At 63.2% G+C, this 24,401-nt stretch carries 19 protein-coding genes; 7 read left to right on the top strand and 12 right to left on the bottom strand.

Features of this window, described 5'->3' with window-relative positions; translation table 11 throughout:
- Positions 1-70: 70 nt before the first annotated feature.
- The 5 genes from CAF78_RS23300 to CAF78_RS23280 all read right to left on the bottom strand — a co-directional run bounded on the left by CAF78_RS23300 (position 71) and on the right by CAF78_RS23280 (position 7,932).
- A complete protein-coding gene (locus CAF78_RS23300) occupies positions 71-1,450 on the bottom strand; it encodes an 8-oxoguanine deaminase (RefSeq protein WP_060485395.1) in 1,380 nt (459 codons plus the stop codon).
- 125 nt (positions 1,451-1,575) lie between these two features.
- Positions 1,576-2,934: a Na+/H+ antiporter NhaA gene (gene nhaA, locus CAF78_RS23295; RefSeq protein ID WP_085679975.1), complete on the bottom strand. Its 1,359-nt coding sequence runs from the start codon at positions 2,932-2,934 to the stop codon at positions 1,576-1,578.
- 154 nt (positions 2,935-3,088) lie between these two features.
- A complete protein-coding gene (locus CAF78_RS28825) occupies positions 3,089-3,916 on the bottom strand; it encodes a DUF6708 domain-containing protein (RefSeq protein ID WP_256573938.1) in 828 nt (275 codons plus the stop codon).
- Positions 3,917-3,940: 24 nt separating this feature from the next.
- On the bottom strand, positions 3,941-4,744 hold the full coding sequence (locus tag CAF78_RS28820; protein WP_256573937.1) for a DUF6708 domain-containing protein: 804 nt from the start codon (positions 4,742-4,744) through the stop codon (positions 3,941-3,943).
- Positions 4,741-7,932 (bottom strand): T6SS effector BTH_I2691 family protein, encoded by a 3,192-nt coding sequence (locus tag CAF78_RS23280; protein ID WP_085679871.1) that lies wholly within the window; start codon positions 7,930-7,932, stop codon positions 4,741-4,743. The genes CAF78_RS28820 and CAF78_RS23280 overlap by 4 nt, the downstream gene beginning before the upstream one ends.
- A 570-nt stretch (positions 7,933-8,502) precedes the next feature.
- On the opposite strand from CAF78_RS23280, the gene CAF78_RS23275 reads away from it, so the two are divergent.
- Complete coding sequence (locus CAF78_RS23275) at positions 8,503-11,346, top strand: HD domain-containing phosphohydrolase (RefSeq protein WP_085679874.1); 2,844 nt, start codon at positions 8,503-8,505, stop codon at positions 11,344-11,346.
- A gap of 11 nt (positions 11,347-11,357) precedes the next feature.
- On the opposite strand, the gene CAF78_RS23270 is transcribed toward CAF78_RS23275, so the two are convergent.
- The 3 genes from CAF78_RS23270 to CAF78_RS23260 all read right to left on the bottom strand — a co-directional run bounded on the left by CAF78_RS23270 (position 11,358) and on the right by CAF78_RS23260 (position 13,866).
- Complete coding sequence (locus CAF78_RS23270; RefSeq protein WP_085679877.1) at positions 11,358-11,687, bottom strand: DUF202 domain-containing protein; 330 nt, start codon at positions 11,685-11,687, stop codon at positions 11,358-11,360.
- Positions 11,680-12,066, bottom strand: coding sequence for a YidH family protein (locus CAF78_RS23265; protein ID WP_218572263.1), 387 nt, complete (start codon positions 12,064-12,066; stop codon positions 11,680-11,682). Before CAF78_RS23265 ends, CAF78_RS23270 begins: the two co-directional genes overlap by 8 nt.
- Before the next feature lie 87 nt (positions 12,067-12,153).
- Positions 12,154-13,866, bottom strand: a complete 1,713-nt coding sequence (locus CAF78_RS23260; protein WP_085679880.1) for an FAD-dependent oxidoreductase — start codon at positions 13,864-13,866, stop codon at positions 12,154-12,156.
- Positions 13,867-14,051: 185 nt separating this feature from the next.
- Between CAF78_RS23260 and CAF78_RS23255 the strand changes: the two genes are divergently transcribed.
- From CAF78_RS23255 to CAF78_RS28320, 6 genes are all read left to right on the top strand, one after another.
- The gene (locus CAF78_RS23255; RefSeq protein ID WP_085679883.1) at positions 14,052-14,828 is read left to right on the top strand and encodes an IclR family transcriptional regulator; all 777 of its coding nucleotides are present in this window, start codon (positions 14,052-14,054) and stop codon (positions 14,826-14,828) included.
- Between the two features lie 139 nt (positions 14,829-14,967).
- Complete coding sequence (locus CAF78_RS23250; protein WP_085679886.1) at positions 14,968-16,020, top strand: Gfo/Idh/MocA family protein; 1,053 nt, start codon at positions 14,968-14,970, stop codon at positions 16,018-16,020.
- A 24-nt stretch (positions 16,021-16,044) separates the two neighbouring features.
- The gene (locus CAF78_RS23245; RefSeq protein ID WP_085679890.1) at positions 16,045-16,860 is read left to right on the top strand and encodes a sugar phosphate isomerase/epimerase; all 816 of its coding nucleotides are present in this window, start codon (positions 16,045-16,047) and stop codon (positions 16,858-16,860) included.
- Positions 16,861-17,092: 232 nt separating this feature from the next.
- Positions 17,093-17,494, top strand: a complete 402-nt coding sequence (locus tag CAF78_RS23240; protein ID WP_085679939.1) for a GFA family protein — start codon at positions 17,093-17,095, stop codon at positions 17,492-17,494.
- Between the two features lie 170 nt (positions 17,495-17,664).
- Positions 17,665-17,970, top strand: a complete 306-nt coding sequence (locus CAF78_RS23235; RefSeq protein WP_085679892.1) for an NIPSNAP family protein — start codon at positions 17,665-17,667, stop codon at positions 17,968-17,970.
- A 556-nt stretch (positions 17,971-18,526) separates the two neighbouring features.
- Positions 18,527-18,760, top strand: coding sequence for a hypothetical protein (locus CAF78_RS28320; RefSeq protein ID WP_143515048.1), 234 nt, complete (start codon positions 18,527-18,529; stop codon positions 18,758-18,760).
- A 223-nt stretch (positions 18,761-18,983) separates the two neighbouring features.
- Here CAF78_RS28320 and CAF78_RS23225 read toward each other — a convergent pair whose 3' ends face one another.
- From CAF78_RS23225 to CAF78_RS23210, 4 genes are all read right to left on the bottom strand, one after another.
- The gene (locus CAF78_RS23225) at positions 18,984-20,309 is read right to left on the bottom strand and encodes an MFS transporter (protein ID WP_085679898.1); all 1,326 of its coding nucleotides are present in this window, start codon (positions 20,307-20,309) and stop codon (positions 18,984-18,986) included.
- Positions 20,310-20,474: 165 nt separating this feature from the next.
- Positions 20,475-22,271, bottom strand: coding sequence for an FAD-dependent oxidoreductase (locus CAF78_RS23220; protein WP_256573936.1), 1,797 nt, complete (start codon positions 22,269-22,271; stop codon positions 20,475-20,477).
- A gap of 95 nt (positions 22,272-22,366) precedes the next feature.
- The gene (locus CAF78_RS23215) at positions 22,367-22,687 is read right to left on the bottom strand and encodes an NIPSNAP family protein (protein WP_085679904.1); all 321 of its coding nucleotides are present in this window, start codon (positions 22,685-22,687) and stop codon (positions 22,367-22,369) included.
- Positions 22,672-24,399 carry an FAD-dependent oxidoreductase gene (locus CAF78_RS23210; RefSeq protein WP_085679907.1) on the bottom strand — a complete coding sequence of 576 codons (1,728 nt, stop codon included), beginning with the start codon at positions 24,397-24,399 and terminating at the stop codon, positions 22,672-22,674. The genes CAF78_RS23215 and CAF78_RS23210 overlap by 16 nt, the downstream gene beginning before the upstream one ends.
- Between the last annotated feature and the right edge of the window lie 2 nt (positions 24,400-24,401).

Below are 24,401 nucleotides of genomic sequence, written 5' to 3'. Positions count from 1 at the left end.
GTGCGGGTGTTACAGGGTCGCAGCCGGGCGCGCCGCGCTCCTGCGAGCGCGGCGGCCGGGGTGGTTCAGGTTATTCGCCGCTGACGAGCTGGTAGGCCAACTGGTTGTGGCGTTCCAGTACCCGCGGCAGGTCGATGGTGGTGATGCGGCCATCCTGCACCACCACCCGGCCATTGATCACGCTGGTGTCGACGTGGGTCGGGGTGCAGAACACCAGGGCCGCCAACGGGTCGTGCAGGGCACCGGCGTAGGCCACGTGGCCCAGGTCGAAGGCGACGAAGTCGGCGATCATGCCGGGTGCCAGGGCGCCGATGTCGTTGCGGTTGAGCACCTTGGCGCCGCCCAGGGTGGCGATTTCCAGGGCCTCGCGGGCGGTCATCGCGTCCGGGCCGAAGCCGACGCGCTGCAGCAGCAGCGCCTGGCGCACTTCGCCGATCATGCTGGCGCCGTCGTTGGAGGCCGAGCCATCCACCCCCAGGCCGACCGGTACGCCGTGGTCGCGCATCTTGCGGATCGGCGCGATGCCCGAGGCCAGGCGCATGTTCGAGCAGGGGCAGTGGGCGACACCGGTGCCGGTGCGGGCGAACAGCTCGATGCCGTGCTGGTCGAGCTGCACGCAGTGGGCGTGCCACACGTCGTGGCCGACCCAGCCGAGGTCTTCGGCATATTCGGCCGGGGTCATGCCGAACTTCTCGCGGCTGTAGGCGATGTCGTTGACGTTCTCGGCCAGGTGGGTGTGCAGCGACACGCCGTAGTTGCGCGCCAGCACCGCAGCTTCGCGCATCAGGTCACGGCTGACCGAGAACGGCGAGCAGGGGGCCACCACCACGCGCAGCATCGAACCGTGGCTGGCATCGTGGTAGTCCTCGATCAGGCGCTGCGACTCCTTGAGGATGTCGCTTTCCTTCTCCACCACCGAATCAGGCGGCAGGCCGCCCTGGCTGCGGCCCACACTCATGCTGCCGCGGGCGGCGTGGAAGCGCATGCCGATCTCGCCGGCAGCGTGGATGCTGTCGTCGAGCTTGCAGCCGTTGGGGTAGATGTACAGGTGGTCGCTGGAGGTGGTGCAGCCAGAGAGGATAAGCTCGGCCATGGCCGTCTGGGTCGACACCGAGATCATTTCCGGGGTCAGCCGCGCCCAGATCGGGTACAGGTTGGTCAGCCAGTTGAACAGCTCGCCGTCCTGGGCCGCAGGCACCACGCGGGTCAGGCTCTGGTACATGTGGTGGTGGGTGTTGACCAGGCCCGGGATGACCACCTTGCCGGCCATGTCGAGGATCACATCGGCGTGCTGCGGCAGCGTATCGCTGGGGCCGACCTGCTTGATCAGGTTGTCTTCGATGTACAGGCCGCCGCCTTTGATCTCGCGGCGTTCGCCGTCCATGGTGACCAGCAGTGCGGCGTTCTTGACCAGGAGGGTCTTGGGGGTGTGTTGCAGGGAAGCTTGCATGTCTCATGCCTGGCGCAATACGCAGCGACGTTGGCCGGTGTCGTAGGCGCACAGGCATGCATGTAAGCAAAGTTTGAAATTTTTGTATACAGAAAAATGCCGGGGCCCGCAGGCCCCGGTACGTTTCAACCCGCTTGCACGGGCGCCTTGCTGGCGCCTTTGCGCAGCCCTGTGACGCCCCAGGCGAGGCCCAGCACGGCAGCGATCACCGAGCCAGACAGCACGCCGAGTTTGGCCGCGCCCAGCGAGGCCGGGTCGCTGTAGGCCAGGTTGGCAATGAAGATCGACATGGTGAAACCGATGCCAGCCAGCAGGCCGATCAGGGTGATGCCGCGCCAGTTGACCTGGGCCGGCAGGCTGCACCAGCCCAGGCGCACCATCAGCCAGCTGACGCTGATGATGCCCAGCGGCTTGCCGGCCACCAGGGCCACGGCCACGGCGGTCATCACCCAGTGCGGCCCCTCGGCCGACAGGTCGATGCCCGACAGGCCGACGCCGGCGTTGGCCAGGGCGAACAGCGGCATGATCGCGTAGGCCACCCAAGGGTGCAGGGCACCGCCCACACGGGTCACCGGGGCCACCAGTTCACGCTGGGCCAGGCGCAGGCGCTTGAGTGGGGCGCTCAGGTCGCCGGTGTCCTGCTCGGGGGCCTTGGCGCGGCCGAGCAGGTCGTTGGTGAAGCGCGACACTGCATCCAGCGGGCGCTCGCCGATCGGCATGGCGGCAACCGGGGTCATCAGGCCGAGGATCACGCCGGCCAGGGTCGGGTGGGCACCGGTCATCAGCATGCCGACCCAGGTGATGGCACCAGGGATGACATAGGCCCAGGCCGAGCCAACGCCGATCTTCTGCAGCCCGATCACCAGCAGCAGGCCGACGGCGGCGACGCCGAAACCGCTGTAGTCGAGGCCACCGGAGTAGAAGACGGCGATGATCAGCACGGCGATGATGTCATCGATGATCGCCAGGGCCAGCAGGAACACGCGGATGTTGGAGGGGATCGACTTGCCCAGCAGGGCCAGCACGCCCACCGCGAAGGCGATGTCGGTAGCGGTCGGCACCGCCCAGCCTTGCTGCTCGGCTGGCGCATGGCCGAAGGCCAGGTAGATCAGCGCAGGTACCGCAACGCCGCCCACCGCGGCGGCCATGGGCAAGGTGGCCTGACGCAGGCTGGCCAGGGCGCCTTCGTGGATTTCGCGGCGGATTTCCATGCCCACGACCAGGAAGAAGATGGTCATCAGGCCATCGTTGATCCAGAAGTGCAGGGATTGCGAGAAGCTCAGCGAGCCGATGCCGAAGCTGACCGGCGTGTGCCACAGCGCGTCGTAGCTGGCGGCGGCCGGGGAGTTGGCCCAGATCAGGGCAGCGACAGCCGTGATCAGCAGGACGATGCCGCTGACCGCTTCGATATGAAGGAAACGCTCGAAATTGGCGAAGGCGCGTTGGGCCAGGCGCTGGGCGCGGGTCAAATGGGTTTTTTGCATAGGCGCAAGAACTCCTGCAGGCGGCCCGACCTGCACTGTTCTTTAACCTGCATCACTGCACCTTGCAGCTAGCACCCGCGGGGGAGTTTAGCGGGTGGGGGGGAGGGAGGCCAAGGATTTCCGCCTTTTCAGCCTCCGATGTGTGTGGTTGGTTTCACGGTTGTTCTGCTTGGGCAGGGGCGGTGCGGGATTCCAGGTCCATTTCGGCGGGCCAATTGACCTCGGGGGCCAGGCGGTCAAATGGGTTACGTAAAGCTATTTTTCCCTCAGTGTTCGGGCCCGGAGTCTCATCCTTGTTACTGGAGGGATGGAGGAAGTCGGGAATTGCTTCGGGGCCCTGTTGCATGTACAGCCTGACGATGGCCCAGTATTGCTCGCCTTCCTCTATATCGTCGGTAAAGAACACGCGGTCGATTACTTCGTCGGTGCCGAGTTTGCAGATCGAAATCTTCACTTCCTCCTTGAACCCACCGTAACCGGGAGCATAAACTCGGTACGCCTCGAGGGTGAGGTCATCCCAGTCGTAAGCTACGGGTATCACGCCCCAGTTCTTTTTGCCGAATGGGTTTAGGTGGGTGAATCGGTACTGATAGAAATAGACCTTGCGACGTTGTCTGTTGAAACGGATGGGTTCATTGTTGGGAAAGCCAAGATCCATTCGGATGTAAGGAGTTAGGAGGCAGAAGATGCAGGCGTGAAAGAAAATATACCAAGAGAGCTCTTTTAGTCCTGCTGAATCTAGCTTGAGCGGGAAGTGGCTGAAATATCTGATTGTAAAGTACAGGGTCATAATTGATGTCGCGACGCCTAAGATAATCCAACCACCTCTTAGTTTTAAGGTGGCTCGGGATAACTCGAGGTGGTTTTCATTTATGTCGGTTAAATTGTGAGGTGGCTTTTTAACTCTAGGGTCAATGGCCGCTTCGGTATTGGGGGCAGGTAGATCGTATTTCCAACCGAGATCTCGATCAGGCTTTTCCATTGTTTGTTCCCGATGTGGTAGGTTTTACGCATGATCTTCCTGGGATGGCTTGGTGCGAGATTCTAGGTCCATGTCAGCGGGCCATTGGACTTTTGGTGCACGCTGATCAAAAGGGTTGGAATGAATGCCCTCATTCCATTCCCAAGGCGGATTGACGAACTCAGGGAGCGCGTCGGGCCCTTGCTGCATGAACAATCTTGCTATATTCCAATACTGTTCGCCTTTTTCTATGTCTGCAGTGAAGAAAACGCGGTCAATTATCTCGTCGGTTCCAGGCTTGCAGACAGATATCCGGACTTCCTCCTTTAAGCCGCCATACCCCAAAGGTGCATAAAAGCGATAAACTTCGGCAGTGAGATTCTCCCAGTCGTAAGCAACCGGTTTAACTCCCCAGTTCTTGCGGCCGAACGGGTGAAGGCGATCCATTCGGTACTGGTAGAAGTAGACTTTTCGGCGGTGCCGGTTGAAGCGGATAGGTTCGTCGCGTGGCAGTTCCAACTCGAAACGAAGGTAGGGCGTAACTATAAAGAATGACCCAATGAATGTGGCTAGTGCTACGCTCGCAAGAACCAAGTCGATTTTAGGGAATGAACTGAAGTAATTAAATATTGAAAAAGTTGTTTCTAATGTGACTAGTAGAAGCAAAATTGGCCCAATAACGATCCAGTACCCCCTGAATTTCAGTATGGATCTTGGGATTTCCAGATGATTTTGGCTGATTTGATTTGGTGGTGGGTCTAGCTGGTCGGAAATTGATTGCAGAAGAGCCGGCGCATTTGGAGCGGGTAGGTCATATTTCCAGCCAAATCCGCGATGAGGAAGGGTCATTGTTTTTCCTCCTGTATTTTTACTTCTGCGACAGCGTCCGGAATGTTTCGATCTGGCCAGTAGGCCGATACAAGGGTGGCGGATAAAATGTTGTGTCTTCCAATGACAGGAGTGAGCTCTACGGTTCCAGTGATGACTTTCAAGTTGTAATTATCTTGGGGCTGCGGAAGCTTTTGATTGGTGTTTGTTATTTTAATGGTGTCTGCTTTGTAGTCCGGGGTTCTAGGGCGTTTCGAGGGTGCTAGGGAAGTGTGGTTGGCGGTTCTTGTTGTCAGGGATGGAACAAAATATTGTTCACTTGCAATTACTTCACCTCCAGTATGATCTGGTGGGTTACCGTCTCCTGAACGATGGATTATTAAGGCCCAGAGGTATCCGGAAGTGCCTTCTGTGAATTGAGGGAGCATGATTCTGAATTTTAGTGTTGTATTGGTTTCCAGGTTGACAAGGCCACCTATTTTCGGACTCGTTGCATGCTCTGCTTTGACGGTTACGAATGTCAGTCCATTTGTCAGGCCCAGTGTGCATGCATTCAATTCGGAGATTGCAATGTCCGCATAATTTGGCGAGTCCCAGTGGATTCGTGGGGATTCGTTGGCGTTGCCGAAATAACAGCGCCTAGCCCACCGCTCTAGAGGTGTTGATTCGCTCTCAGTGGCTGTTTTCATCAGGGTATACGTGACAAAGCCAAGTACTATCGCGATTCCTAAAGGCCCAAACATGATCGGGTAGAATACAGCAGCAGTTGAGAATACGGTGCTGAGTATTCCGGCGATGAAAGTGTACCTGTACCATTCGTATGAGGTTTCGTCGCCAGAGGTACTGCTTCGCCTCATTGCGAGCAATGCCTGAATTGAATCAAAGAGTCCGGTGATGGCGCTGATGGCTGCCCCGGTTCTCGCAACTGTACGACCAATGGAGAACCTGTTTTCTATTTTCGCTCTGTGTGGCATCAATAAGCCCAAAAGCTCTATTTCTCCACCAAGAAGACCTAGGCTCGATCCATATAGGGCCATCATGGCCTCATTGGACTTCGGGCCGATTTCTTCCTCCACTATTTTGAGGTTCTTTTCGAGGCTATCGTTCATCAAGTAGAGCCCACCCAGCGAAAGTAGCAACTCCCAGCCTCTTCCCGTTCTTCGTAGCCCGCTGAAGCTGTCGCGGACCAATTGCGATGCTTGGCCCGCGCTGATCTTCATCCCATTCAGCGTCTTCCGCGCATCCAACTCCAGTGTTCCCGCCGCGACTTTGACGTCCACCAGCGCCATCTTCGCCGCATCATTCAGCTGATTGACGTTCAGCTTCACCTCCCTGGCCAACCGCTCATGCAGGTCATGCGCCGTGCCTGCGACCCAAACGCTGACCGGGATTACCTGGTGCGCCACTTTTGGATCGAGCACGGCCAAGCTCAGCAGGCCGGTCTGGATGATCGGTTTGACTTTTTCTGCTTGCCTGAATATGCCGGCCTTCACGTCTTCGAGGTCCGGCATCATCTGCGCCCGCGCTTCGGCCAGTTTCTTGCTGGCGCTGTTTTGCAGTTCACGCAGGTGAGCGCTCTGCAGCGCGTAGTACTCGCCTAGCTTCATCTGCACCTGCAGTTCGATTAGGTGCACACCGTTGTAAATCCGCTGGCTGGCACTGTTCAGGTGCCGCACGGCGTGCTGGATACCAGGGTCGAGCCGCGCCTGCAGGCGCAGGCTGGCGGCATTCACCGCACCCTGCAGTTCGGTGATGGCCTGCTTGAGCGAGTCTCGCATCTTCAGGCCGGCGTCTTCACTGGTGATGAACTTGCTCAAGGCGTTGTAGAGCTTTTCGCTGTCGTTCCAGTTGATTGGCTCGGTTGGCGAGAAGCTTGGCAGCAGTGCCGCCATTAGAGGGCCGTCGCGCAGTAACAGAGCGCGGTAGGGTGGGCTGTTCGGGTCTTGCAGCCACTTCAGCCACAGCGTTTCACTGGTGCCCGGGGCTGGCTCAGAATTGGTGGGCGGCGCTTCGGTGATGCCACCGGCCAGGCATGCAGCAATGGTCTTGCTGTAGGCAATGCCCGATTCGCGGTCCCGGCCATCGTAGTCGTGCTGTTCGATCAGGGCGAAGGCCGCGTTTTCGCAAAGGTTCGCGTAGGTGCTGGCATGCCGGTCGATGAAGGCCTGAAAGCGAGCTTCCTCTTGGTCGTATTCGGCATGGAATGCCGCACGCCGTGGCTCGTCGTAGCGCTCTTCGAGTTTTTCATCGCTCTCGCGCTGGTGCATTTCGACTATGCGCTGGCGTTCTACCTCGGGAGCGGTGAACAGCGGCGGCCCGTCGCCAGTCTGTGGCTCGGACGTCATGGGTACTTTCTGCGCCGCCCACTCACGCTGGGTAGCGCGGATGATTTGCAAGATCTGCGACGTCTGCAGCTGATAGGCGCGCAGCGGGTCCTCACGCCAGGCCTGGCGCTTGATCACCCAGTTCAGGCGCTGGTGGTTGTACTCCTGAATCAGCCCGACAGTGTCGTCGAGCACCACCGCCAGCACGCCGTTTTCCAGCTGGTGGCGGGCCATGGCGTTGACCAAGTAACCGCGCAGGGCAGTCTTGCGCAGGAAACGGCTGTGGAAGCCATGGGCACTGTCGAACGGGCCGTTCAGTTGCTGGGCATACTCGAATACCTGGCGATCGACCTGGAGGTTCTCCGGGGTCATGGCCAGGCCCAGTAGCTCAGGGTGCTTGCGCGCCTGGATCAGGTCCAGGCCTTCGAAGCGCTGCGCAGGCGCTCGGCCGCTCTCGTAGGCTTGCAGCACGCTGACCGGCCAGGGATCGCTGGAGAAAGCCAGCCAGGCCGAACCGTAGGTGTCGGTGTCGACATTGAGGAAGGACGACGGGATGTCGTGGTCGTCATGCACGCAGCGCTCGGGCAGCGACGGGGGTGGTCCCAGGTTCGGCTCGTAGGGATTGAAGCGGCGCAGGTGGCCTTGCGCGGTGACTTCGTAGGCATGCCAGATACGCTGGTCGAGCAGCACATAGAGGTAGCCGCTGCGCAAGGTGCGCAGACCCATCCGGGTTTGCGTGGCGGGGTCGCTGCCGGGGCGGGTATCGGGGACCACGGCGCGGCGCAGGGGGAGGATCGGCAGGCCCTGGCGCTGGCAGGCTTTGCAGGGAGTAAGCAGGAAGTCTGTTTCGGTGATCAGGTTGGCAATGTCTTGAGAGAAACCCATGGGAAGTCCTCGTCTAACAGCTGGCGGCGCTTAGAACTGCGATTCTGATTTAGTATTCGAAGTCAGCCGTTGAAATTAAGCTGGCAAAGGAAGGCTAGCGAGGAATCACTTCGTTTTGGAAATTTCGACTTCCTAAAATGTTGTAGGAAAAGTTACCCGAATAGTAAATTTTCTATTAATTGAGAGGGCAGGTTTAAAGTCTCAGAGTTCGACTGAGAGATGGATTGAAATCAATCTGTTTGTTTGGTTTGGCTTCAGGATTTTCTCCTTCATCTACGATTGCTCGGGACGACGCGCAGCCGCAGCGCGACACAAGGTCGCTCCTACCAAGAGGCCAAGCCGGCATGCCCGATTATTGAATTCAATAATGTCGCCGTGCCACTATCCGGACAGCTGAGCTGCCAGCGTGCTCCCTCCGCCCGGCATGTTCGTCTCGACTGATTACACTGTTGAAGTCGCCACATAAGGAATGCCGTGGATGGTTTGCATGTTGCTGGGTCGTGCTGCCGAATCGGCAGGTCGCCTGTGGGCGAACAGGGTGGGCATCGGGCGTTCATGGAGCGGGCAGCCATGAGCAAACCCGCACGCGCAATCTCCCTGCAATGGCTGGTGGCCCTGGCCATCATGCTCGGCATGCTGCTGCTCGGCGCCGGCCTGGCCTGGCAGGGCTACCGCGGCATCAGCCAGGCCCTGGTGGCCGCGGCCGGCGATGCCGCGCAGCAGGTCGGCAAGACCATCGACGAACGCGCCCGGCGCCTGGTCGATCCGGCCCAGAGCAGCATTCGCCTGTTGGCCTTCAACCCTTCTACCGGCAACGTGTCGCAGCGCCTGGAGCGCCTGCCGCAGCTGGTCGAAAGCCTGAATGCCAACAAGATGCTCAGCGCCGCCTATGCCGGCTACCCCGATGGCGAATTCCTGCTGGTGCGCCGCTTGCGCGACCCGCAGTTGCTGGAGCGCTTTGCCGCGCCGCCCGGCACCCGCTTTCTGGTGCAGAGTGTCAGCCTTGGCGAGGGCGGAGCGATGGTGGGTGAGTGGCGCTTCTATGACCCGGCGCTGACCTTGCTCAAGGCCCAGGCAATGCCGGACTATCACTACGACCCGCGTTCGCGCCCCTGGTTCGTCGATGCATCGGCACAGTCCGGCACCGTGCTGACCCACCCCTACGTCTTCTTCACCACCCGCGAAATCGGCATGACCATGGCCCAGCGCAGCGTTGACGGCGCGGCGGTGCTCGGCATGGACGTTTCGGTCAACGACCTGGCCAGCGAAACCCGTGACCTGCGCATGACGCCCGGTACCGAGATCGCCGTGGTCGACGACCAGGGCGATGTGGTCGCGTACCCGGACCTGCAGCGGGTCATCGTGCACGAGGGCGACGCCGTGCGCCTGTCGCGAATCGGCGAGCTGGGTATCCCCAGCCTGCAACAGGTGTACAGCCGGCTGCCACAAGGTACGCGGCCACAGGTCTATCAGGTCGACGGCGCAAGCTGGTACGGCATGCGCGTGCCGCTGACCAACCTGGCCGGGCAGGACCTTCAAGTGTTGATCGCGGTGCCGGCGCATGAGTTGCTGGCGGGGGCGCGCAAGGTGCTGTTCGAGCAACTGCTGTGGACCGCTGCGCTGATGGCCGTGCTCCTGCTGCTGGGCGGCTTGCTCGGCCAGCGCATCGGCCGCCCACTGCACCAGCTGGCCGAGCAGGTGCGCGGCCTGGCCGATTTCGATTTCAGCCGCGAAGTGGGGGTGGACTCGCGGGTTTCCGAAGTGCGAGCGCTGAGCCGGGTGCTCCGGCGCATGTCCGGCACCATCCGCAGTTTCCAGGCGATCACCCTGACACTCAGCCGCGAGACGCAGCTGGAGCGCATGCTCGATGGCGTGCTGACGCATCTGGTGGAGGCTGCCGGGGTCGGCGCCGGGGCGGTGTACCTGTTCGATGACCGCCATGGCCATCTTCGCCTGGCCGCGTCCTGCCGGGGTGCGGGCTACCCCGAGGTCATAGAGGTCGCCGACGGCGAGCACCACGACCTGGCGACGGCGGTCACTCAGGCCATGGCGCTGGGAGGGCGCAGCCTTGCGGTGGTCCTCAATGACCGCAGCCATGAACGGCTCGGCATCCTTGTTCTGGAGTTGCAGGGTGAGCCTGCTGAAGTGGGCGAGCCGTTCCGTCGCTTCGTCGAGGAGCTGTCCGGCGCCGCCGCCGTGGCCATCGAGACGCGCCAGCTGGTCGAAGCCCAGCAACGCCTGCTGGACGCGATGATCAAGTTGCTGGCCGACGCCATCGATGCCAAGAGCCCCTACACCGGTGGCCACTGCGAGCGCGTGCCGCAGTTGGCGCAGATGCTGCTGGACAAGGCCATGCAGGCCGACAGCGGCCCCTTTGCCGATTTCAGCATGACCGAGGCCGAGCGCTACGAGTTCCGCATTGCCGCCTGGCTGCACGATTGCGGCAAGGTCACCAGCCCGGAATATGTAGTGGACAAGGCGACCAAGCTGGAGACCCTGTACAACCGCATCCACGAAATCCGCATGCGCTTCGAGGTGCTCTGGCGCGATGCCGAGCTTGCCTACTGGCAGGGCCTGGCTGCTGGCGAGGCCGGGCCGGTACTGCAGCGCACGCTGGAGCAGTGCCGCGCCGAGCTGCAAGAAGAGTTCGCGTTCGTCGCCACGGCCAATATCGGTGGCGAGTTCATGCAGGATGAGGATGTCGAGCGCCTGCAGCGCATCGGCCAGCGCCGTTGGCAGCGGCATTTCGATAACCGCCTGGGCATTTCCCGCGATGAGGAGCAGCGCTTTGCCGGTGCCGCGCCTGCAGCCTTGCCGGTCGATGAGCCGCTGCTGGCCGACCGCCCCGAACACTTGCTGCCCTGGGGGCCGCGCAAGCCGCCGGTGGTCAAGGGCGACCCGCGCAACGTCTGGGGCTTCGACATGCGCCTGCCGGCCAATGCCAGCAACCATGGCGAGCTGTACAACCTGGCTATCCGCCGGGGCACGCTCAACGATGAAGAGCGCTTCAAGATCAACGAGCATATCGTGCAGACCATCATCATGCTGACTGCACTGCCGTTCCCGCGCCAGCTGCGGCGTGTGCCGGACATCGCCGGCAACCACCACGAGAAGATGGACGGCGGTGGCTACCCACGCCGGCTGGGCAAGGACCAGCTGAGCGTTGCCGAGCGGGTGATGGCGATTGCCGATATCTTCGAGGCGCTGACAGCCGCCGACCGGCCGTACAAGCCGGCGAAGCGCTTGTCCGAGTCGGTGAAGATCCTGGTGTTCATGGCCCGTGACAACCACATCGACGGGCAGCTGCTGTGGCTGTTTCTCAGCAGCGGGGTGTACAGGGAATACGCCGAGCGCTTTCTGCGCGACGACCAGATCGACGAGGTGGACGTGACGTACTGGCTGGGGCAGTTCTAGGCTAGGCCTGGCTACCAGGCCAGGATCGCGGCCAGTTCCACCGCACACAGCGCAGTTACGCACACCGCCAGCAGCAGATTCACCGTGACGCCAGAGGCAATGGTCTCAGCCTGCAAGCCGACTACATGGCGCTGGTAGCTGCGGCGCAACCGCAGCCAGGCAGCGCCGGCAGCCAACAGGCACAGCACTGCCGGCGCTACGGCCAGCCAGCGGTGGTGTGGCACCCAGCGCAGGAAGAAGCAACTGCACACCACCATCGCCAGAATGGTCCGGCGCCAGGCCAGCAGTGTACGCTCCGGCTGCAAGCCGTCATCGGCATGGGCGAGCTGCGGGTCAGGCATGGAAGAACACCGCGTAGGCAAAAAACGCCATCACCAGCGACACGCCGATCGACAGCGCCGGGGCGATCAGCGGGAACGGCAACGGGCGCTTCTGGCGCATCGCCCGCTCCACGTTCAGCCAGCGCACGAAGGCCGGCAGGCTCAGCAGCAGGGCCAGGCTGATCAGCGCCACCGCCAGCAGGCGGCGGGTGCCGGGGCTGAAGATCTCGGCGGTGAACATGTCCACGGCGATGCCGCTGGCCAGCAGCGCCAGCGCGGTCCTGATCCAGGCCAGGAAGGTGCGTTCGTTGGCCAGGGTGAAGCGCGGGTCCGGTTCCTGGCCGTCGGCGAGCAGCTTGCTGGCCAGCCAGCCCCGTGAGGGCTCGGTGTTCTTGTTCAAGGGCAGTCGTCCTCCTCGGGTAAGGTCGGTGGGCGTCAGTGTGAGTGGCAAACCCTGCCAATGTCCATGGTTCGCCACCGGCCGGCGCTATTCGTACTCCGTTACGCCGCTGATATGCCGCCCGGCGACATAGCCGAAGGTCAGTGCCGGCCCAAGGTTGATGCCGCCGGAGGGGTACCAGCCGCCGAACACGCTGGCCATGTCGGTGCCGGCCGCATACAGGCCGCTGATCGGCTGGCCGGCGTCGTTCAGCACGCGGGCGTGGCCGTCGGTGCGCAGGCCGGCGAAGGTGCCGAAGCAGCCGGGCTGCACCTTCACGGCATAGAACGGGCCTTGCTCAATTGGCGCCACGCAGGGGTTGGGGCCCTTGTGCAGCGGGTCGCCCTGTTTGCGGTTGAACGCTGTCGAGCCGCGGCCGAAGGCAGGGTCCTGGCCTTGGCGTGCGTGCAGGTTGAATTCAGCGACCGTGGCGCTCAGCCCCACGGGGTCGATGCCGCACGCCTGGGCCAGGTGTTCCAGGGTGGTGCCGCGCTTCAGGTAGCCGCTGCGCAGGTGTGGCCCGATCGGCAGGGGCGCCGGGCGCGCATGGCCGAGGCCGAAGCGGCGCAGGAAGCGGTGGTCGCAGACCAGCCATGAGCAGACGTCTTGGCCCTGCGGTACGGCGGCGACCATGGCCGATACATAGTCGTAATAGCCGTGCGCTTCGTTGACGAAGCGCTTGCCGTTGGCCAGCACGCCGATGATGCCCGGCTTGCCGCGTTCGATGATGTGCGGGAAGTGGCCGACGCTGCCGTCGCGGTGTGGCACCTTCGACACGGGCGCCCAGGCCACCGGCGACTTCAGGTCGGTGGCCACCACGCCGCCGGCCGATTCGCCCAGGCGCAAGCCGTCGCCGGAGCACGACGGCGGGGGCAGGGCGAGGTTGTCGTGGCCGCTGGCATCGCGGGGGAACAGCTGCCGGCGCCGGGCCGGGTCGTTGGGGAAGCCGCCTGCGGCCAGCACCACGGCCCTGGCGCGGATCGTCCGTTCGCCTTGGGCGGTCGAGACCACCGCCCCCAGCACCTTGCCGTCTTCCATCAGCAAGCCCTTGGCCGCCGTCGACTCGATCATCCGCACACCCAAATCGTCAGCCGACTTCGCCAGCCGCGCCACCAGCGCCACCCCGTTGACCAGGTGCATCGCCCGGCCATGGCGGGCCAGGTGGTAGAGATGGCGGATGAAGCGTTTGCACACGTGCAGCAAGGCGCGGGGCGAGCGGGTCATGTTGAGGAAGGCGGCCAGGTCGGCACCGGCCATGATCGGCATGCCCATGAACGAGGTCTCGCGCATGGTCTTGCGCAGGCGCGGCAGCAGCGCGCCGAGCTGGCGCGCATCGTACGGCGCGGCAATCACCTGATGGCCGCCGAGGGCGGCGCCGGGTGTGTCGCCGTGCATGTCGGGGATGCCGTTGCCGTCGGCGAACTGCAGCGTGGTGTGTTGCTCGAAAAAAGCCACCATGTGCGGGCAGGCTTCGAGGAAGGCATCAACGCGCTCGGCGTTGTAATGGGCGCCCAGTTCGTTGCGCAGGTAGGTACGCGGCTGTTCGATATCCTCGCTGATGCCGGCACGCCGGGCCAAAGGGTTGCGTGGCACCCAGGCCCAGCCCCCGGACCAGGCGGTGGCACCGCCAAGAACCGGGTCCTTCTCTACCAGGATGACCTTCTGCCCGTGCCAGGCGGTCGTGACTGCTGCTGCCAGCCCGGCTGCGCCAGAGCCGATGACCAGTACGTCGCAGTCGCTTGGGAAGGGTTCGGCGGGCATTGCGGTATCTCCTGCATTATTATTGGAACCTGATTCCACAATATTCTTTTCATGTGGCTGGCACTGCAAGGCCAGGCGCCAACTTCTGGTCGATTACCGGACACTTCAGTGCCTGAGGCTCTCGACGCCTATCGACGGCATGGAATCATCTTCTAGAATTCGGCAAATTTTCAGGGATCCCCGTCATGGCTGGTAGTCAGATCGAACGCGCCTTCAGTCTTGTTGAAAGCCTCACCGGCGAGCCGCACGGCTTGCCGCTGCAAACCCTGGCCGAGCGCCTGGACATTCCCAAAAGCGCCACCCACCGCATGCTCACCGAGCTGGTGCGCCTGGGTTACGTGCGGCAGAACCGCGACAACAGCCGCTATCAGCTGTCCGCCAAGCTGGTGGCGATGAGCTTTCGTTACCTCTCGAGCAGCGGCGCCGACATCATCCAGCCGATCCTCGACCGCCTGGCCCAGGACAGCGGCGAGCTGGTGCGCCTTGGCGTGATCGAAGGCAACCGCCAGACTTGGATCGCCAAGTCCCAGGGTGCCCGTTCCGGGCTGCGCTACGACCCCGACATGGGGCGTGACGCGCCGCTGTTCTACACCGCTTCCGGGCATGCCTGGCTGGCCAGCCTGAACGATGAAGACGCGCTGCAGATGGTGTTGCGCCAAGGCATTGCCGACCCCGCCCAGTTCGGCCCCAATGCGCCGCGCTCGACCGATGACTTGCTGGCCTACCTGCAGCGCGCCCGTGAGCGCGGTTATGCCTGGGTCGAGCAGACCTCGGCCATCGGCACTTCAGCCCTGGCCGCCGTGGTGCGCCGCCCGCAGAGCGACGAGGTGATTGGCGTGCTCAGTATTGCCGGCCCCAGCGCCCGCCTGGCGCAAACCCGCCTGGCCGAGCTGGCGCCGCTGCTGCTGGCAGCGGCAGAAGAGCTGTCGGCGGCCAGCCGGGCAAGCGAATTGTTCGCCTGATGTGCATTTCTGGTCGGTAATCGCACAGTCTGTGGGGTAGGTCGTTCTGAAAAGCTGAACTTGGTTCTACATTGTGCAGTGTCGATTCTGGAATCTGGTTTCACAATCGGCGCCACAATAACGACAAGAGGACAGTGCGTTGAACTCACCCCTACGAATCGCCCTGATCGGCGCCGGCATCATGGGCCGCCAGCATTACCAGCACCTGCGCCGGCTGCCGCAAGCCCAGCTGTGCGCGGTGGCAGACCCAGGCCCACAGGCTGAAGCTTTCGCTGCCGAGTGCGGGGTTGCCTGCTTCGCCGATCACCGGCAGATGCTTGAGCAGGCGCGGCCCGATGCGGTGATCGTCGCCAACCCTAACAACCTGCACGTGGCTTGCGCTCTGGATTGCGTCGAGGCCGGTGTACCGGTGCTGGTGGAAAAACCGGTGGGGGTGCACCTCGATGAAGTCCGTGCCCTGGTCGAGGCCTCGCGCCGCCACGGCGTGCCCGTGCTGGTCGGCCATCACCGGCGGCACAACCCGCTGATCGCCAAGGCCCATCAGGTGATTGGCGAAGGCAAGCTGGGCCGGCTGATCAATGTCACCGCGCTGTGGCAGCTGCAAAAGCCCGACAGCTACTTCGAAACACCCTGGCGCCGCGAGCCGGGGGCGGGTTTTCTGCTCACCAACCTGATCCACGACCTCGACCTGCTGCGCCACCTGTGTGGCGAGGTGGTGCAGGTGCAGGCCTTCACCCGCAACGACGTGCGCGGCTTCGCCAATGAAGACAGCGCGGCGGTGCTGCTGCAGTTCGCCAACGGTGCGCTGGGCAGCCTGACCGGCTCCGACGCGGTGGCCGCGCCGTGGAGCTGGGAGTTGGACTCCGGCGAAAGCCCGATCTACCCGCGCCAGGATGGCCAGCCCTGCTACCTGCTGGCCGGCACCCAGGGTGCGCTGAGCATCCCACAGCTCAAACGCTGGCATTACGCCGAGGCGGGTTCTGGCTGGCACACACCGCTGTTGCAGAGCGAGGAGGCCATCCCCGCAGGCGAGGCGCTGACCTTGCAACTGCAGCACTTCATTCGCGTCGCCCAGGGCACTGAAGCGCCGTTGATCGATGCCGCCGACGGTGGCCGTACCCTGGCCCTTGTCGAAGCGATCCGCCAAGCCGCCGAAACGGGCCGGGCCTGCGCGCCAGCGCTCATCGCCTGATTTTTTCGTCCTTAGGTAAATGACATGACCGACCGAATCTTTTCCCTGGCTGCCCTGACGGTGCTCGAACTTTCCCCGCCAAAAATGGTGGAAGCCGCCGCCCGTGCCGGTTACAGCCATGTGGGCCTGCGCCTTGTGCCGGCCACCGAGCAGGAACAGCACTTCCCACTGGTGGCGGACGCCGAGCTGCGCCGGCAAACCCAGGCGCGCCTGCGCGACACCGGTATCAAGGTGCTCGACCTGGAAATCCTGCGGCTCAAGGCCGACACCTGTGTGGCCGATTTCGAAGCGATACTGGCTGTCGGTGCCGAGCTGGGTGGCAGCGAGTTGCTGGTGGCTGGCAACGACCCGGACGAAGCGCGCCTCACCGCAAATTTCGCCGCACTGTGCGACCTGGCCGCCGGCTATGGCATCCACCCGCACCTGGAGTTCATGCCCTGGACCGACGTGCGCGACCTGCGCCAGGCCATGCGCGTGGTGGCCAACGCCGACCGGGCCAATGGCTGCGTGCTGGTCGACGCCTTCCACTTCAACCGCTCGCGCTCCTCGCTGGACGACCTGGCGCAGCTGCCGGCGCAGTGCATGCGCTATGCCCAGCTGTGCGACGTCGCCGGCCCGGTGCCGGCGGACATGGACGAGATCCTGCGCCAGGCGCGCAACGAACGGCGCTTCCCGGGGGAAGGCGATGCCGACCTGGTGGGGCTGTTGCGTGGTTTGCCGGCAACCGTACCGTTGAGCCTGGAGATCCCCACCCGGCAGCTGATGGAACAGGGCATCAGTGGTGAGCAGCGTGCGCGCATGGCACTGGAGAAGGCCAAGGCGGTACTCGCCACAGTTTGAGCTCATGGCGCGAGCTACCTGATCGACGGCGAGCCGGCTCTCACAGGATTTTCACCCGTTACCAGGCGTGCGCTGTACCTGTGGAAGCCGCGCTCGCCCCGAATTGATATCCAGGATGCCGATCACAAATGACTGCTATCGACCCGAAGCGGTCGTTATGACGGTTGTCTTAGAACCGCTCGACCAGCTCATCGGGAGCAGTTACGCTGGCGTCATTTGCACGGAAGCAACAATGACAAAGCCATACCGAGGAAGCTGCTTGTGCTCAGCAGTCAGTTTCGAGCTAGTCGACCCGCCCCAGGCAGTGAGTCATTGCCATTGCAGCCAGTGCCGCAAAGGTCATGGAGCCGCATTCGGATCCTACGGAAGCATTCAGCGCAGCAAGCTGCGCGTGCTCCGCGGCGCCAATTACATCAAGACCTATGCTTCTTCGCCGACGGTAGCGCGCGAATTTTGTATGGAGTGCGGCTCAACCTTATTCTGGTCACGTTCTAAAGGTGAATATACCGATTGGATTTCCATAGCGCTGGGCACCCTTGATACGCCGTTCCTGCCGAAGAAGCATAAACACGTACATGTCGATTCCGCTGCGCCCTGGTATGCACCAGCTGGCATTCAGACTCAGAGCGACTGACCGGAAAGAGGACTGCCGGTTACGGCCGCTTCCGACCCTTTGCAGCCGTCCGAGGTGTTTACCAAACCAAGCAGATTCAAGAACCACATCCGCACCGAGGCGGTTGCGATTGCTCTTGACCAGCCATCGGCCCCTCTTAGAATGAGAATCCCATATCAAGGAACGATTTCATGATCACCTGCCATGTCCGGTACATCATCGATCCCTATCAGATCGATGCCTTTGAACGCTACTCCCGCTCTTGGATTCCAGTAGTCACCCGGATGGGTGGACAGCATCACGGCTACTTCCTCCCGGCTGAAGGGGCAAATAACGTCGCGTATTGCCTCTTTAGTTTCTCCAGCCTTGCCGACTACGAACGGTATCGGCAAGAAGCCGCAATTGATCCTGAATGCGTGCGTTTGGTTGAGGAAGCGTCCGAATTGAAGTTCATCGTGAGCTACGAGAGAAGCTTCCTGCGCCCTTTGCTTGCCTAGTGCTTAGGTAAGCTTCTCCTCACGCCGACCATAGAGTCGGTCTGATCTGCTCGCGCCCCTCCGAGTGTCCTCAATGGGTCGAAAGAAGCCATCCACGACCGGCGGCTCTCGACCCATAGTGGACGGCCCTAGCCGTCTGCTTGCGGTCAAAAGGATTTAGACTATTCCGACGTCCTATCAGAGATTTTTTACATGCTGATCGAATGCCAAAGGTGCGATCAAGGTTACGTTCAAGCAATGCTTGTCCGCGCTACACAAATTCCCCTGTGGATCTGCGAAGAATGTGAAGCTACATGGACGAGCCGGGCTGAGGTTAACACCCATCAATTTGAAGACTATGGGACGTTAATGGCCCGTATAGGCCGAAGTGGCTTATGGTCAGAATTGGAACCACAGTGAAAAGATCACCCTCGCATAATCTGTTGCTGAGTGCCCGATGTGGGTCGACGGTGGTTAGTCGCGACCGGCTGCTTTCGACCCATAGCAGCCCTTGAGCAATCTATGACGAAGCAGTAGCGTTGGCAGCAAGGTTGACGAGTAATACTCTGGTAAAAGAATGTCCTTCAATTCGCATAAGAAAAAGCTGCTGGATGAAACCGAGCCACTCCCGCACCGTGCGTCACATGCGCGCTCATGCGCCCTGCTGGTAGCTCAAAAAATAGGATTGCCTCGTGATGCTGTAATTGAGCTGGTGGCGCGTCAAACTGGCGTCAATCTCCATAAGCCACAGTCTGTTGCCGAACTGCTGATCGCTTTAGCGGAGCTGGAGAAAATACGCCTGGATCAATAGTGGCTATCCCAGCCTGCAGTCTTCGTCTGAGGCTGTCATAGGAACTGGCCGCTATGGGTCGTAAGCGGACGGTCGCGAATGGCTGCTGTCGCCCCACAGCGCTCGGGGCCGGTGGTTTACCTGTAAGCGCCGGCCGCCGGCGATGAGGCCAGTGCAGCCCCCCCCGGACACCCATGAAAAAAGGGGCCCGTCAGGGCCCCATCGAGGTAACTGGAATCCGGCTTTATTGGCTCTCGAGCTTGCGCGGCGCCATGAAGTACATCCAGATCAGCGCCAGGAAGTACATGGCCGGGATCATGGTGAACAGCACGGCATAGTTGTTGTTCGTCGCCATCAGCACGCTGCCGACGATCTGCGTCATGAACATCCCGCCAATCGCCGCGCACATGCTGGCGAATCCGAATACCGTGCTGATCAGGTGCTTGGGCGTGTAGTCCATCACCAGGCTCCAGATATTCGCCGTCCAGGCCTGGTGTGCACCGACCGCCAAGGCGATGGCCAGCACTGCGATCCACAGCCCGCTGGCATGGGCGGCGAAGGTCACGCTGACCATGGTGCAGGCGAAAATCAGCATCGATACCAGGCGCGCGGTGGTGGCGCGCACGCCGCGGCCGATCAGCCACGAGGAGAGGATGCCGCCACCGATGCTGCCAAAGTCCGCGGTCAGCCAGATCAGCATCAGCGGGATGCCCATCTGGGTCACGCTGATGCCCAGGTTGTACTGCTGGTTGAGGAACGGCGGCAGCCAGTACAGGTAGAACCAGAACACCGGCGCGGTGATCGCGTAGGCCACGGCGAAGGCCCAGGTGCCGCGCATGCCGAGGATGCGGCTGAAGGGCAGGCGCGCCACCTCAGGCTCGGCGTCCTGCTGGATGTAGTCGAGCTCGCTCTGGCGTACTTGCGGGTGCTCTTCCGGGTTGAAGTACTTAAGGCCCCAGAACACCAGCCAGACCAGTCCCAGGCAGCCCATGGCGATGAACGCCGCCTGCCAGCCCCAGACAGTGAGAATCAGCGGCAGCAGGGCCGGGGTGATCATGGCGCCGACGTTGGTGCCGGCGTTGAACAGGCCGGTGGCGATGGCCCGCTCGCCGGCAGGGAACCAAAGGCGCACGGTCTTCACGCAGGCCGGATAGTTGGCCGCTTCGGTCAGGCCGAGGATGAAGCGGCAGACCATGAAGCCGGCAGCCGAGGTGGCCAGGCCGTGGGCGCCGGTGGCCAGGCTCCACAGCAGCACGGCGGCGAAGAAGGCGCGCTTGACGCCGACCTTGTCGATCAGCCGGCCCTGCAGCACGAAGCCGACCGCGTAGCCGACCTGGAACCAGAAGTTGATGTTGGCGTAGTCCATCGCCGTCCAGCTCATGGCCTTGGCCAGCTCCGGCTGCATGATGCCGAGCGCGGCGCGGTCGATGTAGTTCAGGGTGGTGGCGAAGAACACCAGGGCGAGCATGCCCCAGCGGGTCTTGCCGACGGCGAAGGCGCCACGGATCTTGTCGCCGATGCCGGCAGAGGGCAACCGTGGGCTGGCGGTAGTGAGCTTGGAGTGGTTCATATCCTGGTCGTTTCTTGAAATTGTAATGAACGGCTGTTTCTCGAACGTGACCTGGCCCCAGGCAGGGGGTGCACGCAAGGCCGGTGCATGGTGGGCAGTGAAGCGGCGAGCGTCAATTCGCTGCAGGGGGCTACTGTTCGATAATCGAACAGTAGTGTGCCACGTTCACCGGCGGGCCAGCGCCTTGCCGGCGAGGTAGCCGAAGGTCATGCCCGGCCCCAGGGTGATACCACCGCTAGGATAATGCCCGGCCATCACGCTGTGCATGTCGTTGCCGACCGCGAACAGGCCGGGTATCGGCTGCTGGGCGTGATCGAGCACGCGTGCCGCAGCATCGGTGTGCAGGCCGGCGAAGGTGCCGAGGCTGCCGGGGAGCAGCTTCACCGCATGGAAGGGCCCGTGCAGCAACGGCCGCAATGAGGGGTTGGGCCCCTGCAGCGGTTCGCCTTGGGCCTTGTTGTAGGCCGAGGCGCCGCGCTGGAACAGCGGGTCTTCGCCGCACGCGGCATGCCGGTTGAAGTCGGCCACGCTGCGTTGCAGTTGTCCGGCGTCGATCCCGCAGCGTTGCGCCAGTTCTGCCAGGGACTGGCCGCTGAACAGATAGCCGCGGCGCTGATAGAAGCGGGTCGGGAAGGGGAACGGCTTGGCCCAGCCGATACCGTAGCGCCGTTGTGCGGCATGGTCGCAGATCAGCCAGGCTTCGTGCGCTTCGCCCGCTGGCGTGGTGGCGAACAGTGCATTCATGAAGTCGTGGTAGCAGTCGGCTTCGTTGACGAACCGTCGGCCGTCGCGGCGCACGGCGATGAAGCCGGGCTTGGCGCGGTCGATCAGGTGCGGGAAGTGGCCAATGCTGCCGTCGCGGCGTGGCACGCGGGACACCGGTGCCCAGGCACCGGCCTGAGCCAGCATGCCGACGTGCCCCCCGACCTGTTCGCCCAGGCGCAGGCCGTCACCGCTGTTTTCCGGTGGCGCGGCGCAGTGGTGCTGGTGGCCATCGGGCGCATGGGGCATCAGCTGGGCGATGCGTTGGCGATCATGGGCAAAGCCGCCACAGGCCAGGACCACGCCACGGCGTGCCTGGATCAGCTGGCCATCGGCGAACTGCGCGCCGTCGATGCGCCCATCGCCCAGCAAGCGGGCGGCTGGTTTGTCGGTGAGCACTGTCACGCCAAGGTCCAGGGCGCTGCGCAACAGGCGCGCGACCAAGGCGTTGCCGTTGACCAGGTGCAGGCCGCGGCGGTGCAGCAGCAGGTCGCGGCCATGGCGCAGCAGGCGCTTGCCAACGTGCAAGGCGGCCTTGGGCGAGCGCCGTGCATTGAAAAACGCGGCCATGTCCGCGCCACCGGCGATGCCCATGCCGGCCAGGCTGACGATGTCCAGTGGCGGGCGCAGCTTGTGCAGCCACGGGCCCAGCAAGCGACCGTCGAACGGCAGCGCGCACAGCGAGCGCCCGCCACGGGCGCTGCCGTCGCCGTCACGCATGTCGGGCATCTTGCTGCCAGACTGGAACTGCACGGCAGTGTGTTGCTGGAAGAACGCCACCATCTCCGGGCCATGGTGCAGGAAGGCGCGCTGGCGAAGGTCCAGTTCGGCAACGTGGGTCTGGGCGCGCAGGTAACGTTCTGGCGCGTCGTCGATTTCGATGATGCCTTCGGCGACGGCCAGCGGGTTGCGCGGAATCCATAGCCAGCCCCCCGACCAGGCACTGGTGCCGCCAAGCTGGCTGGCCTTTTCCGCGACGATCACCTTCAGGCCGTGATGCGCGGCGGTAACGGCGGCCGCCAGGCCAGAGGCACCGGAGCCGATGACAAGTACGTCACATTCGAGGGGGTGCATGGATGGATCCTTTTGACGTTCAGCGAGAGCGTTGTGGGAGCAGCAGCCGTGCTCAGTTTCTGAAAGCTGGCGCGAACGCTGTGGGAGCGGGCTTGCCCGCGAAACAGGCGCCGCAGTGGCTGGCACGGGCTTCGCCCGTGTTCGCGGGCAAGCCCGCTCCCACAGGTTTGAAAGCGAGTAAGACAGTTGCGCCGCACGCTCCTCGTTAAATCAGGGGCTGGTTACTGCAGCGGCGAAAAACCCGTGGGCCGCAGCAGTCGCGATTGCAGCTGCAGCACCGCGCCCAGCTCCCGGTTGCGCCGCGAGAACTCCGCCCAGCGTGGGTCGGCGGCCATCGCGGCACGGCGCGCCATGCGCTCGTCGAGGCTGGCGTAGGCCCACAGGTGCACTACCTGGTTGACCTCGCCGAATTCGCTGGTGAAGAAGCCCACCAGGTTGCCCAGGTGTTCGCGCTGCACCTCCAGTGCATGGCTCTGGTACAGGGCCAGCCAGTCGGCCATCTTCAACGGGTCGAGGGTGTAGGTTCTCAGTTCGTAGTACATGCGGGTTGCTCCAGGTGGGTGGCTGGCGCCTGCAGGCGCTCGGCGATATGGCTGGCGGCGAGCCAGCCGAAGGTGAGGGCGGGGCCAAGGGTGATGCCGGGGCCGGGGTAGGTGCCGTTCATCATTGAATTCATGTCGTTGCCCACGGCATACAGCCCGGCAATCGGCGCGCCGCTGCGGTTCAGCACGTTGGCCTTGGCGTCGGTGACCAGGCCGCGTGCCGAACCGAGGTCGCCGGTATGGATGCGGACGGCGTAGAACGGCGCCTTGGTCAGCGGTGCCAGGCACGGGTTGGGTTGGTGCTGGGGGTCACCCATGTAGCGGTTGTAGCTGTTGCCGCCCTTGCCGAATGCACGGTCGATGCCGTTGCCGACGTCGGCATTGAAGCGCTCCAGCGTCTGTTGCAGGGCCTGCGGGTCGACGCCGATGGCCGCCGCCAGGGCGGGCACGCTGGCGGCGCGCTGCAGGTAGCCGGCGGCGATCAGCGCCGCATTGTCTACCGGCTTTGGCCGCGCCAGGCCCAGGCCGTATCGGTTCATTGCCTCGGCGTCGCAGATCAGCCAGCAATGGCCGATACCGTTGGCGAGCATGGTCTGCACGAAGTGGTGGTAGGAGTTGGATTCGTTGACGAAGCGCCGCCCGGCCGGGTCGACCGCGATCACCCCAGGCTTGGCGCGATCGGTGACCAGGTGCGGAAAGCGCTCGCACTGGCCATTGGCGTGGCGCAATTCGGACACCGGCGCCCAGAAGAAATTGGCCGCCAGGCCTTCCCCCTGTGCCGCCGCCACCGCCTCGCCTAGGCGCAGGGCGGCGCCGTCATTGGTGGCCGGCGACATGCTCAGGTGGGTGGTTGCGGCGTCCGGGCGATAGCCTGCTGCCAGTTTGCCGGCGGCAAAACCACCCATGGCGCAGACCACGCCACCACGCGCCTGCACCCGTATCAATCGGCCTTCGCGTTGCACGATCACGCCGGTTACCGCGCCGCGTTCGACGATCAGCTCCTGTGCCTCGCTGCGCAGCCACAGTTCACTGCCGTGGGCGAAGGCGCTGCTGGCCAGGCGTGCGATCAGCGCGTTGCCGGTGGTCAGGCGGGTCCCGCGTGGGTGGCGCAGCCGGTCCCGCGCATAACGTGCCATCAGCTTCAGGCAATGCCACAGCGAGGCGGGCGAGCGGCGCAGGTTGAGGAAGTGCTGGATGTCCACGCGGTTGACCATCATGCCGCCGAACAGCAGCATGCCCGGCGGCGGCATCTGCAGGTCCTTGAAGCGCGCGCCGAGGTGGCGACCGTCGTACTCGACCATCTCCAGGGCACGGCCGAACTCGGTGGCGCCGGGTTCGTCGGGGTAGTAGTCCGGCGAATGCGGGCGCAGGCCGTAGCGCAGTTCGGTGTTGCGTTCCAACCAGCGTAGGGCCTGGTGGCCCTGCTCGATGAAGGCATCCACCAGCGCCGGGTTGTAACCGGCGCCGATGATCGTCTTGAGGTAGGTGCGCATGGCCTCGGGGGAGTCCTTGGCACCGGCCGCCTGGGCCTGATCGCTGCCGTAGATCCACACCGCGCCGCCGGAAATCGCCGAGGTACCGCCAAAGCGTTCGGCCTTTTCCACCACCAGCACCTTCAGCCCGCGGCGGGCCGCCGTGGCTGCCGTGGCGAAGCCCCCGGCACCGCTGCCGAGCACCACCAGATCGTACACCGCTTGTTCGCTAACGCTCATGG

Source organism: Pseudomonas sp. R28(2017), from assembly GCF_002112505.1.
Taxonomy (GTDB): Bacteria; Pseudomonadota; Gammaproteobacteria; order Pseudomonadales; family Pseudomonadaceae; genus Aquipseudomonas.
Note: the sequence above shows the minus strand (reverse complement) of the source record. Positions and strands in the feature narration are given on the sequence as shown.